The following is a 14036-nucleotide window of genomic DNA, read 5'->3' as shown; positions in this document are numbered from 1 at the left end:
ATGCGAGGCTTGCCACCCGGGGGCGGGCGGCGCGACAAGCAGCGCGGGTCGAGGTCGGGATGGGGAGGTTCGGGTGAGCGGCACGATGGCGGGCATGGCGGAGCGCGGTACGGGCCGGCTCAATGCGGTCGACCTGCGCCTTTACGGGCTCCTCGACGTGGGTGTGCTCGGTGGCGATGCCAGCCGGCTCGCGGAGCTGGCATCGGAGGCCGTCGCCGGCGGCTGTACGCTGCTGCAGTACCGGGACAAGGACATGGACAGCGCCCGCGCCGCGCTCGCCCGCATCCGCGCGGTCCAGGCGGCGGTGGAGGGCCATGTGCCGTTGCTGGTCAACGACCGCGTCGACCTGGCTCTCGCGGCGGGTGCCGAGGGCGTGCATCTCGGCCAGGGCGACCTGCACCCGGAGGAGGCCCGCCGCCTGCTCGGGCCCGCCGCCATCATCGGGCTCACGGTCAAGACCGGGGCGCAGGCCGACGAGCTGTACCGGCTGCCGGTGGACTATGCCTGCATCGGAGGCGTCTTCGCCACGACGAGCAAGGACAATCCCGATCTACCGGTCGGCCTCGACGGGCTGCAGCGCCTCGTCGTCCGCGGACGACTCGCCCGCGGTCCGAGCCTGCCGCTCGGGGCCATCGCCGGGATCGACGCGGGCAACGTCGCCGAGGTGATCGCGGCCGGCGCCGACGGCGTGGCGCTGATCTCGGCCCTGTTCAAGGACGGCGCCTCTCGGGCCAGGGCGCGCGACTTGCGCGAGCGCATCGATGCAGCGCTGATGGCGCGCGGACACAAGAACCGAGGAGACCTTCGCTGATGGCCAGCACCCCGATCGCGCTCACCATCGCCGGTTCGGATTCGAGCGGCGGCGCGGGCATTCAGGCCGACCTCAAGACGTTCGCGGCGCTGCGGGTCTACGGCGCCAGCGTGATCACGGCGATCACCGCGCAGAACACCACCGGCGTGCAGGCGATCCACGACGTACCGGCGGACTTCGTCGCCGCCCAGATCGAGTCCGTGATGTCCGATCTCACGGTCGGCGCGGTGAAGATCGGCATGCTCTCGCAGCCCGCCACGATCCGCGCGGTGGCCGAGGGCCTGCGACGCCATGCTGCCGGGCTCCCCGTCGTGCTCGATCCCGTGATGGTCGCCACCAGCGGCGATCGGCTGATCTCGGAAGAGGCGGTGGCCGCCTTGCGCGACGAGCTGATGCCGCTCGCAACCGTGATCACGCCCAACCTGCCCGAGGCGGCGACGTTGCTCGGCACGACGGAGGTTGCCGGGACGGAGAACGAGGCCGTCGCCCAGGCGCGCAAGATCCTGGCGCTCGGAGCGCGGGCCGTGCTGATCAAGGGCGGCCATGCCGAAGGTGACGAGAGCGTCGACCATCTCATCGGCGCCGACGGCACCCTGCGTCGCCTCGCTGCCCCACGCATCGTCTCTACGAACAGTCACGGCACCGGCTGCACCCTGTCGGCGGCCGTCGCCGCGGGTCTCGCCCGCAGGCTCGAGCTCGCCGAGGCGTCCGCGCGCGCGAAGAGCTTCATCACGGCCGCGATCCGGGCTGCCGACGGTGTCTCGGTCGGCCGGGGGCACGGTCCGGTCCATCACTTCCATGCGCTCTGGCAGTGATCGGGCGCCCTTGCGGGTTGCGTCCGCCGGCGCTTTGCGTTTGATGGAGAAAACGCTCGTTCGGATTACCGGATGGCGGGGCGGCGGACAGGGACGATGCAGGATACGGCGACGGGGGTGGAACGGGCGCGGGCGCGGGATCTCGGCGCGCAGGTGCTGTCGGGCCAACTCGGCAAGACCATCCAGCGGCTGCGGAAGGCCTACAACCTTTCGCTCTCGGAGCTCGCCGAGCAGTCCGGCGTCGCGAAGTCGATCATCAGCCAGATCGAACGCAACGAGACCAACCCGACGCTCGCCACGATCTGGCGCCTGTCCCAGGCGCTCGACGTCTCGATCGAGCGCGTGCTCGCCACGTCCGACGAAGAACCCTTCATCGAGAAGACCTCGCGGGCGGACACGCCGATCCTGGTCTCCGACGACGGCAAGGTGCGCCTCGCCATCATCGGCTGGATCAAGACCGTCGAGTGGCTTCAATGGTACGACGTCTCGGCCGATCCCGGTGGCGTGCTCGATTCCGACCCGCATCAGCGCGGCTCGGTGGAGTCGCTGTCGGTGATTGAGGGCGCCTTCGAGGTCGACGTGTCGGGTGAGATCCAGCGCGCCAAGGCCGGCGAGACCCTGCGCTATCGCTGCGACCGCCCGCACGTCGTGCGCTGCATCGGCAGCGAGCCGGCCCGTGCCACCATGGTGGTGATCATGAAGGCGGCGGTGATGGAGTAGGCGCGGTCGCGCCTTCCAACCCGCCGAGCTGCCTCAGGCTTGCCTCCCAGACCGTCTCCTGCAGGGCGCGATCGCGGCTGAGCGCCGAAGAGGCCGTCTCTCGGCTCTTGGCAAAATAGCGCCCGGTCACGCCGTCGAGTTCGGCTGCGGTGGCGACGTGGAGCGAGGTTTTGGCTCCGTCCTCCGTCGAGATGAGGAAGGGCCGCATCAGCCCCCAGACGAAGCCGAGCGGGCCGACGAGGTTCTTGGCAAACTCGCTCGCCACCACACCGGGATGCACCGCGTTCACGGTGACGGCACTGCCCTCGAGGCGGCGGGCGAGGGCGTAGGTGAAGAGCAGGTTGCCGAGCTTGGCCTGCGAGTAGGCCTTCATGCCGGCGAAGCCAAGTTCGCCGTTCAGGTCATCGAGGGCGATCCGGCCGCGCGTATGGGCGGCCGAAGACAGGTTGACGATGCGAGCCGGTGCGCTGGCTTTCAGCCGGTCGAGTAGCGCCAGGGTCAGCTGCATGTAGGCGAGGTGATCGAGCGCCCAGGTGCGCTCCAGCCCGTCGACCGTGACCATGCGCCGGTCGAAGATCGCCCCGGCATTGTTCACGAGCAGGTCGAGGCGCGGATAGAGCGCGAGCACCTCGCCGGCGAGCCGCTGGGTCTCGGCCTGCGATGAGAGATCGGCGACGAAGACGTCGACGGGATCACCCGTCTCCGCGCGGATGCGGGCTGCGGCGGCCTCCGTTCGCTCGCGGCTGCGGCCGACGATGCCGACGCGGGCGCCGGCACGGGACAGGCCGAGCGCCGTCTCGAAACCGATGCCCGAGGAGGCACCGGTGACGAGACAGGTCTTGCCCCGCATCAAAGCCGGCGCGCTCAGAACACTGCGTGCCCGATGGCCACGGCGATCACCACGATCACGATGGCGATGACGAGGAACAGGCCGAAGAGCAGCTTGGAGATCGAGCGCGCGCCCGAGGCGATGCCGGTGAAGCCGAGGCCTCCGGCGATGATCGAGATCACGAAGGCGATCAGGGCCCACCGCAGCAGCTTCATCGGGATACTCCAGGACGACGAGAAAAAAGCTGGCCATCAACCCGGCTTGGCCGTGCCGCGTTCCGTGCCGGGTGCAGGAAAATCCTCGTCGGCCGGCTCAGCCTTGGCGACGAGCACGGCGGCGAGCGCATGGTAGATGCCTTGCTTGCAGACGATCTTGGAGACCGCGTCCGCGATCACCGCTGCGATCATCAGCGGGATCATCATGGCGTGGTCCTGGGTCATCTCGGTGACGATGACGAAGGACGTGATCGGCGCCTGCAGCACGCCGGTGAGGTAGGCGACCATGCCGATCAGCACGAGCGCGCCGATCGGCGCATCGCTGAAGAGGAGGCGCGCCTCGGCGCCGATCCCGGCGCCAACGGCGAGCGACGGCGCGAACAGGCCCCCGGGAATCGCGCTGATCGAGGAGAAGACGGTGGCGAGGAACTTCAACGGGGCGAAGCTCCAGTCGACATGGTCCTCGCCGTGCAGGATCGCCCGGGCCTCCTCGTAGCCGGTGCCGTAGATCGTCCCGCCCGAGACCAGGCCTGCCACCGCGACGGCGAGGCCGCAGGACATCGCGAACAGGACTGGATGCGCGGCGATCCAGCGGCCGGCACGGCCCGGCAATCCGCGTCCGAACAGGATTACGATGCGGCTGAACAGGCCGCCCAGGAGACCGCCGGCCGCGCCGATGACGAGCACGGCGAGCCAGTTCGCCGAGAACGGAAGCACGGCCTTCGTGGTGCCGAAATAGGTGTAGTCGCCGAGGATCGCGAGGGAGGTCAGGCCGGCCGCGATGATGGCGGCCACGATCAGACCTCCGGCCCGCGTGTCGTAGGCCCGGCCAAGCTCCTCGATGCCGAAGACGATGCCGGCGAGCGGCGTGTTGAAGGCTGCCGCCACACCCGCCGATCCGCCCGCGAGCAGCAATCCGCGCATCCGCTCGGGCGAGAGCCTGCCGAAGGCTCCCATGATCGCCGCGCCGACCTGCACTGTCGGCCCCTCACGGCCCACCGAGGCGCCGCCGAGCAGCCCCAGCGTCATCACCACGATCTTGCCGAAGGCGACCTTCAGGGAAACCAGAGCATGGCGCGCGCCTGCATCGTCGATGGCGCGCGCCGCGATGACCTGAGGAATTCCGGACCCTTGCGAGTTCGGAAATACCGTGCGGGCGAGGTGGGCCGCGAGGGCGAAGGCCGCGGGCGTGACGGCGAGCGTCAGCCAGGGCGAGACGGCCAGCCCCTGTTTGAACAAAGCCTGCGCGCCATCCGCGAGCTTTGCCATGGCCACGGCGGCGAGGCCGACGCAGAGGCCTCCGGTGAGGAAGAACAGCCTTCGCCGCCAGACCTGCCAGGTGTCGAGGGATGCGCCGCGCAGACGCAGCATCGTGCGTCGGATCTGGCGGGGACGAAGCTTCATGGTGCCTGTTCGGAGGAGGGCGTCGCGGAGGCGGAACGGGGCGTCCCGCCACGGTCTCTCTTAAGCCAGTTTCGGGCCGGCTCAGCCCTCCGCGGCGCAGAGCTGCTCCACGCTCTTCAGATAGGCTTTCGCGTCGAACTTCCTCAGCGAGTTCTCGCTCTGGTAGCGCACCGTGCCGAAGATCTTGCGTCGCTGCCAGGGGCGATCATGAAGCCCGAAGATCCAGGCGACGTTGGTGAAGGAGTTCGCGTCGCGTCCGTCGAGGAAATACCGGTTGTTGAGCCGCAGGGTGCGTCTGAAGGCCTCCTCGGGGGAGGGGGACCATTCAAGGATCTTCTTGCCCCAGTACATGCGCAGTTGGTTGTGCATGTAGCCGGTCTCACGCATCTCGCGCATCGCCGCGTTCCAGTATTCGTCGTGGGTCTCACCCCCGGCGAGCTTGGCCTCGCTGTAGCGATGTGGGCGCGGATCCTCGGCGTGGTCGGCGAGCGTCTTCTTCGCCCAATCGGGGAGAGCGGTCTCGTAGCGGTCGTAGCCCTCCGTGTAGAACACGTGGTTCATGGCGAGCTCGCGCCGCACGATCAGCTCTTCGAGGTAGCTCTGTCGGTCCTCGCGGCTGCCGGTTTTGGCGTCGCGCACGGCCAGCGCGATCTCAACCGGCGAGATCTGTCCGAAATGCAGGTAGGGGCTCATGTGGGAGGCGGCATCCGCCTCCGGCTTGTTGCGCTCGGCCCCGTAACCGGCGAAGGAGCCGGCGAGATAGGCCTTCAGGCGCCGCTTTGCCTCCGTGTGGCCACCGACGAACCGCTTCACCGGAGCGACCGAGGTGTCGAGGCTCATGCCGGCGAGCACTTTATCGGGATCGGAGATGTCGATCTCGCTCTCCAGGCTCAGCCGGTCGGCCTTGTGCGTGACCTTGCGGGCCTTCAGTGGCTCCAGATATTCGTCCCACAGCTTGTGGAGCTTCGGCCGCAAGGTGCGTGCGGCGTATTCGTGCTTCTTCGAGGCCGTCTCGACGGGAACCACCACGTCGCCCTCGACCTGGACGATCCGCGTGTCGACCCCGTCGACGATCTCGCGGTACCAGCTCTTCTGGATCGTCAGATATCCGCGGTCGAGGATCAGCAGCTTCGCATCTCTCGCGAGATCGATGGCGACCCGGGCGGGTGAGGCCTTCCGCATGACGAAACCGATGCCGCGCGCGGCCAGCCGCCCCCGGCAATCTGCGAGCCCCTGCAGCAGGAAGGCGTAGTGCCGGGCGTTGGCCTCGGGAAAGCCGCTCTTGCCATCGAGCAGCCCGAAACAGACGACCACGGGACAGCGGAGGCGGTTCGCCTCCTCGATCGCGAATTCAAGGGCCGGATTATAGTCCGCGCGGTTTGCCTGCTGGAGCAGATAGAGGACGTAAGAGCCGCCCTCGCGCGGTGCGACGTCGTTCAGAGCCTTGAGACGCGTCGCCTGGATCGCCATGCCGAATCAAAAAACTCCATTCCAGTTGATGGCCTTCGGCGAAAGCCTTGCACCATGACCCCGCCGTCCGTTCAAACCTCCCGACGCACCGCTTGCCAATACCGGAGCTCGATCAGGATCAGAACATCTGAATTCACAGAGGTTTAAGGGCAGATCTATTTGGCCTTCGCCTTCGATCATTGACCAGCGGCGCGATCCAAGCCTGAGACATTTTGGTAACATTGTTCGAACAATGTGCGGGTCAGCACGTCGAGCGCCTCGTCACCTGAAACGACGCTCTTGCATTTCGCCGTCGAAGGATCAGATTGTGCGTCGCGGGATCGATGGCGTTCGGTCCTGCTGCCCTCCTTGGGCGTTTCCTCCCTAGACTACGGGCCGCTCTCACGGGCGGCTTTTTTTTTGCCTTGACGGCCGCCTCACCCGCGGGCGCGGGCGCGGATCATGAAATTGTCGTAGGTGTATTCGGCGACCTGGAACCAGAGATATTCCTCGTTCCGGAACGTCTTCATCGCCTCATAGATCCGTTTGAAGTCGGCGCTCTTGGCCGAGAGTTCGCCGTAAAGGTCGTTGGCCGCCTTCAGCGCCGCCTCCATCACCTCCTGCGGGAAGGGCCGAAGCTGAGCGCCAACGGCCACCAACCGGCGCAGGGCCTGAGGATTTCGCGCATCGTATTTGGCCTGGACCTCGGCGCTGACCTGCGCGGCTGCTGCCTGCAGCACGGCCCTGTAGGCCTTCGGCAGTGCCTTCCACTTTTCGGCGTTGAACCAGAACAGCATCATCGCGCCACCCTCCCAGAAGCCGGGGAAGTGGTAGACGGGCGCAACCTTCTGCAAGCCGAGCCTGTCGTCGTCGTGCGGGCCAATCCACTCGGCGCCGTCGAGCGTCTTCGACTCGAGGGCCCCGTAGAGATCTTGGCCCGCGGTCGCCTGCGGCGACACGCCGAGCTTTGCCATGACCTGAGCGCCGAGCCCGGTGATGCGGATCTTCAGTCCCTGCAGGTCGGCCGTCGTCTTGATTTCCTTGCGAAACCAGCCGCCCATCTGCGCGCCGGTATTGCCGCCCGGGAGCGCCACCAGCCCGTGCTTGGCGAAGACCTCGGCGAAAAGCTCCCCCGCTCCCCCCTGGAGCCACCAAGCGCTCTGCCCGCGGGCGTTGAGCCCGAACGGCGTCGCGGTGGCCAGCCCGAAGGCCGGATCCTTGGCGAAACCGAGATTGGACGAGGCATGCCCGATCTCGACCTTGCCCGACCCCACGGCGTCGAGCAGCCCCTCGTTCGGCACGATCTCGCCGGGTGCGGCGGGCTGGATCTTGAAGCGGCCGTCGGTGGCCTCGCCGACGATCCGGGCGAAGCTCTCGGAGGCGCCGAACAGGATGTCGAGCGTCTTCGGGAAGCCGGATCCGAGCCGCCAGGTCAGCTCGGGAGCTGCTTCGGCGAGAGCGGGCGTTGCCAGTGGCGCGGCGGCGGTCGCCAGGCCCGCGGAGAGAAGCGCCCGTCGCGGCAAGGTGTTCGGCATCTCGCGTCGCTCGTCTCAGATCTCTGCTCGGCGCGGCATACACATTCGGGCGTGCGAAGTCCCGCCGCGTTCGCTCGACCATCACTCTTGTGATAGCAGCATGCCGTGGAACACGCCCGCGTCACCCTGCATACCGTCTGCGGCCTCGAGGAACTGCCGGGTCACGGCGCTCGCGGCGTCACGCATGTGCTGTCGATCCTCGATCCCGGCTGGCCTGATCCGGATTTCGGCGGGTACGGCGCGCATCGCCGTAGCGTGCTGCGCTTCCACGATGCCGTCGCGCCGGCACCCGGCGTCGTCGTGCCAGAACCTGGCGATGTAGAAACGATCCTCGCTTTCGGACGATCGATCGCGGCTGAGGCCGGCGAGGCCCACATCCTGGTTCATTGCCATCTCGGGCTGTCGCGCTCGACGGCCGCCTTGGCGACGCTCTTCGCCCAGGCCGAGCCCGAGACGCCGGCCGAAGAGCTGATCGTCCGGTTGCACGCTTTGCGGGACGGCGCTTGGCCGAATGCCCGGATGATCGGCTTCGCCGATGATGCGCTCGGGCGAAAGGGCACCCTCGTCGACGCCGTGCGTCGCCTGCATGGACGCCAGCTCGCCAGGAATCCGAGCCTCGATGCGGTGATGCGCGACCTCAACAGGGCCGCCGAGGTCGAGGCGGCCATCCGGCCCTGAGCCGGCTCAGTTCGTCTTGGCGTAGTTGAAGTTGCCGTCACGCCAGACGTAGAGCACGTAGCCCTGAGCGGTCACGTCGCCCTTGGCGTCGAAGCCGACGGGGCCGAGGACCAGATCGAAGCGCTCGGTGTGCAACGCCTTGGCAATGGCCCGCGCGTCGGCGCTGTGACCAAAATTGCCGGCCTCGACGAGCGCCTGTAAGGCTGCGTAGCCGTAGACCAGCGAGCCGTCCGGTTCACCTCCCTGCGCCTTCACCGCTGCGACGACGGGCTGCGCCTCCGGCTTGCGGCTCGGGTCGAGGTAGAAGGTCATCAGGACGCCATTGCTCGCCGAGCCGGCGATCTTGCCGAATTCCGGCGTGGCGATCGACGAGGTGCCGAACCATTGCGGCTTGAATCCGCGATCGGCCGAGATCTTCACGAGGCGCCCCATCTCCGGGGCGCCGCCGCCGTAATAGACCACGTCGACTCCTGCACTCTTCAACCGGTCGGCGAGGGCGGCGTTGTCGGTATCGCCCGGCTGGAAAGCCGCGAACAGGGCCTCGTTCACGCCGATCCGGTTCAGATTGTCCTTGGTGGCCGCGGCGAGCGTGCGCGAGGGCGGCGAGGGGTCGTAGAGGATCGCGATCTTGCGGTCGCGGAACCGCTCGGCGAGCACGGCCGCCGAGAGCTTGGCCTGATCGTCGTCGCGTCCGCAGACCCGGAAGATCGTGGGCAGGTTGCGGTCGGTGAGCTTCGCGGCGACGGAGGCCGCGGTGATCATCACGATTCCGTTGGCAGCGTAGATGTCGGAGGCTGTCAGGGACGCATTCGAGCAGACATGGCCGACGACGAGGCGGACATTCGCCTGGACGTAGTGGTTCGCGACCGCTGTCGCCTGATTGGAGTCGCAGGCGTCGTCCTGGACGTCGAGAACGATCTGCTCGCCGTCTAGGCCGCCTTTCGCATTGGCGTCGTTCGCGGCGGCCTGGACGCCGCGCAAGACCTGTTCGCCGATGGCGACGTAGGGACCCGAGCGCGGCACGGCGACGCCGACGACGACATCCGCCAGGGTAGGGCAGCTGGACACAGCCAACAGGATCGTTCCGAATACGATCCGTGACGGAAGGCTGGCTGGGCGTGCGCTGCGAAGGAGAAGGCGTCCGATCGTCATCACGCCCCTTCTAGCGCTCTTGTTCTGTCAGCCAAACCCGACTCGCTGGGCGCCGCACAATGAGCAAAATTCAAGACGGCCTAGCAAAGACAGGGAGATGAACACATCCTCGGCCATGGATCGGTGCCAGCACGGTGCTTCGCAAGAAGCGAAAGCTACGAGCCCGGCTGCCATCCTTTCTAGGCTAGCGACGCCGGTGACGGTCCTGTGCCTCATCGAGTGTAGGCGTAGGTCGATGCCGCAGCGGAAATCGGCGATGCGACGGTCGAGAAGACGCTGAGCACCTTCTGGACTTCGGTGAAGGGGGCGTTGGAGACGTAGAGCACGTCGCGGCTGCGCATCCGGAAGGCCTGGCTCATGAACAGGCTCTGCGGATCGCGCATGTTGAAGCGATAGACCACCGGCACGAGCTTGGTGGTCAGAAGCGGCGAGCCGGGCTTGAGGCGCCGCACCAGGGTATTGGGCTCGAAGCGGAACAGGAACACGCCCTCCGCATCGGCCTGGACGTCCGACAGGCCGCGGGCTCGCGCGAGGCCCTGAGCCAGGGTGATGCCCTCGGCCGAGAACGGGATCTCGGTGGCGTTGCCGAGCGCGCCCAGCGCCATGAAGGTCTGCGGATCGCGCACCAGGGTGAGCACGTCGCTCGGGCGCATGAAGATGTTTTCGCGCGGGTTCGAGACCACGGCGGTGAGCGGCACCGTCACGGTGGTCGGTCCGCGCGAGAGCCGCACATAGGTCTCGCTGACCTGCCCCCTGACACCGCCGGCCGAGGCCACCACGTCGAGCAGCCGGTCGCCCTTGCCCGAGAGCGGGATACGCGCGCCCGAGGTGACCTCGCCGGTCACCGTCACCGATTGCGAGATGGGCTTCGAGACCGTCACCAGCACCTGGGGCTGGATCGCCTTTCCCGCGAGCTCGTTCTCGATGAGCACCTGCACGTCCTGGGGACGGCGGCCCGCCACCTGGATACGGCCGGCATAGGGCACCGAGATTGCCCCGTCGCGGCTCACCACCTGCTCGGGGATCAGCGCGGATTTCGAGCCGGCCGAGAAACGGTCGGCCACGAGCGGCCCCGAGAACAGGCCACCCGAGCCCGCCTCCCAAACCTGGACCGACACCGAGTCGCCGATGCCGATCACCGGCTCAGACGAGGGACTGCGGTCTCCGAAGGTGGCGAGCAGGCTGTCGAGCGGGCGCGAGCGCAGCGATTCGATCACCGCCGGCGAGACGTCCACCAGCTCGTAGCGCGCATACACCCCACCAGGCGTCGCGACGTCCGCCCCGTTCACGATCGCGCTCGACGTCGGCCCTGCCGCAGGCAGGTACGAACAGCCCGAGGTCGCGAGAGCGACGCTGAGGGCAAGAGGAATGGAGCGCATACAGGAGGGCCTGTCGGTTTCCTTGAGCCTGCTGCCTAGCTCAAACCACCGAGCCTGTCCGTGGCGAGGCAGTCACAGTGTTCTCTCGACGGCCCAGGTCGTCCTGTCGTCCCCGATTCGCACAAGCCAGTTGGCAGGGGGCAGTCCTGTCGGCATCTGATTTTTCGAAACGGCCTGATTTTTTGCCGAAGAAGATTTGAGGGCTATCTTTTGACAAAATGCATGCGGAATGACATGTAGTATTTACTATACTGCCGTGGTGGGGGCGCTGTGTGCAGTCTGATCTTGATGATAGATATCCATCTCGCGGAGCGGTCGCGACAAGAACTTGTCTAGGATATACGCCGCCCGATCTGCTGTGCTCCGGCTCGCCGAAGCAATCGATATCGGTCCGGCGACGCCACGTCTTCTATTGTCCTGGCTACGACCCGGAATCGCGCACCCGCTACCGGCTGCTCTTCGTGCGTGAGCTGCTGCGGCACGCCAAATGTTTCGGCGAAGCCAAACCTCAGATCAGCCGCGCGAGCCTCTCGGCGGACGGGCTCGTGCAGCACTGGACCGTCACTGCTCCGGAAGGCGTCGAGACAAGCTACGACGTGCTGCTGTGGGACGACGTCGTCGCGCGGGACTCGGAGCGGTTGCGCTTCGTCAGCGTGGCCCTCCTCGTCGTCGGCACACTGCACGCGTTGATCCGAGGCAAGCTGTTCACGTTCTACCGGCTCAACTGGAAGTACGGAAACGTCATTCTCTATCCCTTTGTCCTGCTTCTGCTGCTCGGGGCGGTCAGCGCACTCGTCGCCCTCGTGGTCCATGCCCATCTCGGCGACTGGTACGCGCACAGCCTGGGATTACCGCCCTGGGCGACGATTCCCCTCGGTATCCTCGTCGGCCTCGGCTGGATCAGGACGATGGAGGTGCTCCTCTATCGCGCCTTCTTCTGGCAGCTCCTGAACGATTGGGTGTTCAACTGGCAGCACGGCCAGGGGCGGCGGCCGGATTACGAGACGCGGCTCAACGTCTTCGCCGACCACCTCGTCGCACGCCTTTCCGCTTTTGCGGAGGCAGGCGAGACGCTGGACGAGATCCTGATCGTCGGCCATTCCACCGGCGGCCTGACGGCGGTGGAGGTGACAGCGCGGCTGCTTGCCCGTGATCTCGACGTCGGCACGCAAGGGTCGGTCCTGTCGGTTGCGACGCTCGGTTCGGGGCTGCCGCTGGTTGCGATCCAGCCGCAGGCGGCCCGTGTCCGGGCCGATATCGCGAGCCTCGTGACGAGCCGGCGGGTCGCCTGGATCGACTACGTGGCGCCGCAGGACTGGATGAATTTCCCGCGTTTCAATCCGCTGAACGATCTCGATCTTCCGATCGAAGCCGGGTCCGCGATCGTCAACCCGACGATTCGCTCGGCGCGGTTTCGCGAAATCCTCAGCGATGAGACCTACCGCAAGGTCCGGCTGCGGCCGTTCCGAATGCACTTCCAGTTCCTGATGTCGAACGACCGTCCCGGCGCCTACGATTTCTTCGCGATGACGCTCGGATCCGAGACCCTGCATCAGCGCGGGCTGGCCGACTGGGCCAGCCTCTCGACCGCGCACGGTCCCTCATGTGAGACGATGGCTGCCTGAGGGGCACTCCCGAAAGCACGGATGCACGAAATGACGGCTCCGATGGTGCTCGTGGTGATGGGCGTGTCGGGTTCCGGCAAGAGCACGATGGCCGAACTGCTGGCCGAACGGCTCGGCCTGCCCTTCGCCGACGGCGACGATTTTCACACCCTCGAGAACATCGACCGGATGCGGGCCGGTCACCCTCTCGACGATGCCAGCCGCAGGCCCTGGCTTGCCCGGATCGCTGCGTGGATCGACGCGCGGCTGGCGGACGGGCAGGGAGGCGTCGTCGCCTGCTCGGCCCTGCGCCGCGTCTATCGCGACGCCCTGGTTCGCGGTCGCCCGTGCGTTCGCATCGTGTATCTGGAGGGGAGTCGCGCCGTCATCGCCGCTCGCCTGGCGCGGCGGCACGGCCATTTCATGCCGGCCGCTCTGCTCGACAGCCAGTTCGCCGATCTGGAACCTCCGGGCCCCGACGAGCGTCCGGTCACGGTGGGGATCGAGGACGAGTCAGACGGGATCGCGGCCACGATCCTCGCGCGCCTCGCTCTCGCAAAGGAACCCTGAAGCGAGCGGAGCCGGCATGGATATCGCCCTCGTGGTCTCGGACGTCGACGGCACGCTCGTCACGACGGAAAAGCGTTTGACGCCGGCGAGCATCGACGCGGTGCGGCGCCTTTCGGCTGTCGGCATCCGCTTTACCATTGCATCGTCCCGGCCCCCGGCTGGTTTCAGGCCCCTTGTCGAGCCACTGAACCTGCGGCTGCCGATCGGCGCTTTCAACGGCGGTAGCATTGTCAGTCCAGACTTGGTGCCGCTCTCTCAGGCGTCGATTCCGGAGCACGCCGCGCGGCAGGCGGTCGAGAGCCTGCTTCGGGCGGGAATCGACGTCTGGGTCTTCGCCGATGGCTTCTGGAACCTGCGTGATCCGGGCGCGCCCTACACCGACCTCGAGCGCCGGACGCTCGGCATCGAGCCGAGGGTCGTCGGCGACCTCGGCACGCTTCTCCGGTCGGCTCAGAAGATCGTCGGCGTGAGCGGGGTTGCCGACGGGCTCGCTCGTGCCGAATCAAGCCTGTCTGAGGCCTTGGGTGGCGAAGCCAATGTCGGGCGCTCGCAGGCCTACTATCTCGACATCACGCCCCCTGGCGTGAGCAAGGGCAGCTTCGTTCTGGACGTCGGCCGCCGGCTCGGAATCGCTCCCGAGCGGATCGCGACCATCGGCGATGCCGCCAACGACAAGGCGATGTTCGCGGTGAGCGGGCTGGCCATCGCCATGGGCAATGCGACGCCGGACGTGAAGGCCGCTGCCACGTCGGTGACCGCGAGCAACGACGATGACGGCTTCGCCCGTGCCATCGAGCGCTTCGTCCTCGCAAGCGCCTCGGCGAGTTGAGCGACTCCCCGGGGACTGTGCCCCGGTGAACACAGAAAGCCGACGA

At 67.2% G+C, this 14036-nt stretch carries 14 protein-coding genes; 7 read left to right on the top strand and 7 right to left on the bottom strand.

Annotation, left to right across the window (positions count from 1 at the left end; genetic code table 11):
- Nucleotides 1-85: 85 nt before the first annotated feature.
- The 3 genes from thiE to HCU64_RS13740 all read left to right on the top strand — a co-directional run bounded on the left by thiE (nt 86) and on the right by HCU64_RS13740 (nt 2346).
- The gene (gene thiE, locus HCU64_RS13750; RefSeq protein ID WP_233384760.1) at nt 86-811 is read left to right on the top strand and encodes a thiamine phosphate synthase; all 726 of its coding nucleotides are present in this window, start codon (nt 86-88) and stop codon (nt 809-811) included.
- A complete protein-coding gene (gene thiD / locus HCU64_RS13745) occupies nt 811-1626 on the top strand; it encodes a bifunctional hydroxymethylpyrimidine kinase/phosphomethylpyrimidine kinase (RefSeq protein ID WP_233384554.1) in 816 nt (271 codons plus the stop codon). Before thiE ends, thiD begins: the two co-directional genes overlap by 1 nt.
- A 96-nt stretch (nt 1627-1722) precedes the next feature.
- Nucleotides 1723-2346 (top strand): helix-turn-helix domain-containing protein, encoded by a 624-nt coding sequence (locus tag HCU64_RS13740; RefSeq protein WP_233384553.1) that lies wholly within the window; start codon nt 1723-1725, stop codon nt 2344-2346.
- Here HCU64_RS13740 and HCU64_RS13735 read toward each other — a convergent pair.
- From HCU64_RS13735 to HCU64_RS13715, 5 genes are all read right to left on the bottom strand, one after another.
- The gene (locus tag HCU64_RS13735; protein WP_233384552.1) at nt 2321-3196 is read right to left on the bottom strand and encodes an SDR family oxidoreductase; all 876 of its coding nucleotides are present in this window, start codon (nt 3194-3196) and stop codon (nt 2321-2323) included. The two genes, HCU64_RS13740 and HCU64_RS13735, sit on opposite strands and share 26 nt — an antisense overlap.
- Before the next feature lie 14 nt (nt 3197-3210).
- On the bottom strand, nt 3211-3390 hold the full coding sequence (locus tag HCU64_RS13730; RefSeq protein WP_233384551.1) for a DUF1328 domain-containing protein: 180 nt from the start codon (nt 3388-3390) through the stop codon (nt 3211-3213).
- Nucleotides 3391-3426: 36 nt separating this feature from the next.
- On the bottom strand, nt 3427-4794 hold the full coding sequence (locus HCU64_RS13725) for a chloride channel protein (protein WP_233384550.1): 1368 nt from the start codon (nt 4792-4794) through the stop codon (nt 3427-3429).
- A gap of 81 nt (nt 4795-4875) precedes the next feature.
- A complete protein-coding gene (locus HCU64_RS13720; RefSeq protein WP_233384549.1) occupies nt 4876-6264 on the bottom strand; it encodes a deoxyribodipyrimidine photo-lyase in 1389 nt (462 codons plus the stop codon).
- A 416-nt stretch (nt 6265-6680) separates the two neighbouring features.
- The gene (locus HCU64_RS13715) at nt 6681-7778 is read right to left on the bottom strand and encodes a TRAP transporter substrate-binding protein (protein WP_233384548.1); all 1098 of its coding nucleotides are present in this window, start codon (nt 7776-7778) and stop codon (nt 6681-6683) included.
- Between the two features lie 105 nt (nt 7779-7883).
- Here HCU64_RS13715 and HCU64_RS13710 point away from each other — a divergent pair, with 105 nt between their 5' ends.
- Complete coding sequence (locus HCU64_RS13710; RefSeq protein WP_233384547.1) at nt 7884-8456, top strand: tyrosine phosphatase family protein; 573 nt, start codon at nt 7884-7886, stop codon at nt 8454-8456.
- Nucleotides 8457-8462: 6 nt separating this feature from the next.
- Here the strand turns inward: HCU64_RS13710 and HCU64_RS13705 are convergent, their stop codons facing one another.
- Together HCU64_RS13705 and HCU64_RS13700 are read right to left on the bottom strand one after the other, a co-directional pair.
- Nucleotides 8463-9608, bottom strand: coding sequence for a branched-chain amino acid ABC transporter substrate-binding protein (locus tag HCU64_RS13705; RefSeq protein ID WP_233384546.1), 1146 nt, complete (start codon nt 9606-9608; stop codon nt 8463-8465).
- A gap of 212 nt (nt 9609-9820) precedes the next feature.
- Nucleotides 9821-10987: a polysaccharide biosynthesis/export family protein gene (locus HCU64_RS13700; RefSeq protein WP_233384545.1), complete on the bottom strand. Its 1167-nt coding sequence runs from the start codon at nt 10985-10987 to the stop codon at nt 9821-9823.
- A gap of 461 nt (nt 10988-11448) precedes the next feature.
- Here HCU64_RS13700 and HCU64_RS13695 point away from each other — a divergent pair, with 461 nt between their 5' ends.
- From HCU64_RS13695 to HCU64_RS13685, 3 genes are read left to right on the top strand one after another with little or no spacing between them, the layout of a single operon-like run.
- Nucleotides 11449-12612, top strand: coding sequence for an alpha/beta hydrolase (locus HCU64_RS13695; protein WP_233384544.1), 1164 nt, complete (start codon nt 11449-11451; stop codon nt 12610-12612).
- 30 nt (nt 12613-12642) lie between these two features.
- Entirely contained in the window at nt 12643-13161 is a 519-nt protein-coding gene (locus HCU64_RS13690) for a gluconokinase (protein ID WP_233384543.1), read from the top strand.
- Between the two features lie 16 nt (nt 13162-13177).
- Nucleotides 13178-13990: a Cof-type HAD-IIB family hydrolase gene (locus tag HCU64_RS13685; RefSeq protein WP_233384542.1), complete on the top strand. Its 813-nt coding sequence runs from the start codon at nt 13178-13180 to the stop codon at nt 13988-13990.
- Nucleotides 13991-14036 lie beyond the last annotated feature (46 nt).

It is taken from the genome of Methylobacterium sp. C25 (assembly GCF_021352225.1).
Taxonomy (GTDB): domain Bacteria; phylum Pseudomonadota; class Alphaproteobacteria; order Rhizobiales; family Beijerinckiaceae; genus Methylobacterium.
The sequence above is the reverse complement of the archived record's forward strand: the minus strand, read 5'-3'. Positions and strand labels throughout refer to the sequence as shown.

What these genes read in the sequence shown, in the direction of transcription:
- HCU64_RS13725 (WP_233384550.1), bottom strand. Translation starts at nt 4,794, where the DNA reads ATGAAGCTTCGTCCCCGCCAGATCCGACGCACGATGCTGCGTCTGCGC.
- HCU64_RS13700 (WP_233384545.1), bottom strand. Translation starts at nt 10,987, where the DNA reads ATGCGCTCCATTCCTCTTGCCCTCAGCGTCGCTCTCGCGACCTCGGGC.
- HCU64_RS13720 (WP_233384549.1), bottom strand. Translation starts at nt 6,264, where the DNA reads ATGGCGATCCAGGCGACGCGTCTCAAGGCTCTGAACGACGTCGCACCG.
- HCU64_RS13730 (WP_233384551.1), bottom strand. Translation starts at nt 3,390, where the DNA reads ATGAAGCTGCTGCGGTGGGCCCTGATCGCCTTCGTGATCTCGATCATC.
- HCU64_RS13705 (WP_233384546.1), bottom strand. Translation starts at nt 9,608, where the DNA reads ATGACGATCGGACGCCTTCTCCTTCGCAGCGCACGCCCAGCCAGCCTT.
- HCU64_RS13690 (WP_233384543.1), top strand. Translation starts at nt 12,643, where the DNA reads ATGACGGCTCCGATGGTGCTCGTGGTGATGGGCGTGTCGGGTTCCGGC.
- thiE (WP_233384760.1), top strand. Translation starts at nt 86, where the DNA reads ATGGCGGGCATGGCGGAGCGCGGTACGGGCCGGCTCAATGCGGTCGAC.
- HCU64_RS13740 (WP_233384553.1), top strand. Translation starts at nt 1,723, where the DNA reads ATGCAGGATACGGCGACGGGGGTGGAACGGGCGCGGGCGCGGGATCTC.
- HCU64_RS13715 (WP_233384548.1), bottom strand. Translation starts at nt 7,778, where the DNA reads ATGCCGAACACCTTGCCGCGACGGGCGCTTCTCTCCGCGGGCCTGGCG.
- thiD (WP_233384554.1), top strand. Translation starts at nt 811, where the DNA reads ATGGCCAGCACCCCGATCGCGCTCACCATCGCCGGTTCGGATTCGAGC.
- HCU64_RS13735 (WP_233384552.1), bottom strand. Translation starts at nt 3,196, where the DNA reads ATGCGGGGCAAGACCTGTCTCGTCACCGGTGCCTCCTCGGGCATCGGT.
- HCU64_RS13685 (WP_233384542.1), top strand. Translation starts at nt 13,178, where the DNA reads ATGGATATCGCCCTCGTGGTCTCGGACGTCGACGGCACGCTCGTCACG.